The sequence below is a fragment of the Streptomyces sp. HD genome, assembly GCF_028369295.1.
Lineage (GTDB): Bacteria > Actinomycetota > Actinomycetes > Streptomycetales > Streptomycetaceae > Streptomyces.
The window spans coordinates 1-505 of record NZ_JAQMYP010000181.1; the positions used below are offsets into that span (position 1 = coordinate 1).

Genomic DNA, 505 nt, shown 5'->3' on the forward strand with positions numbered 1-505 from the left:
TATCGACCCGGCGACGCTGCGCGGCAGCCGCACCGGCGTCTTCACCGGCGCCATGGCTCAGGACTACGGCTCCGTCCTCCGCTCGGGCGAGCTCGACTCCGGTGGGTACCTCATGACCGGGAACACCGGCAGCGTGGCCTCGGGTCGTATCGCGTACACGTACGGTTTCGAGGGTCCTGCGGTGACGGTGGACACGGCGTGTTCGTCGTCGCTGGTAGCCCTTCACCTGGCCGCGCAGGCCCTGCGCTCCGGCGAATGCGACATGGCACTGGCCGGTGGTGTGACCGTGATGTCGACCCCGGAGACCTTCCTCGAGTTCTCGCGGCAGCGGGGGCTTGCGGTGGATGGTCGGTGCAAGGCGTTCTCGGACGGCGCGGATGGTACGGCGTGGTCGGAGGGTGTGGGTCTGCTGCTGGTGGAGCGGCTGTCGGATGCCCGACGCAACGGGCACCGGGTGCTGGCCGTGGTCGCCGGCAGTGCGGTCAACCAGGACGGTGCCAGTAAC

General features: G+C 69.5%; 1 protein-coding gene. It reads left to right on the forward strand.

Annotated features, from left to right (window positions below; genetic code table 11):
* Positions 1-505, forward strand: a 505-nt coding sequence (locus tag POF73_RS45900) for a polyketide synthase (RefSeq protein ID WP_272125496.1), incomplete at both ends; no start/stop codon positions are given.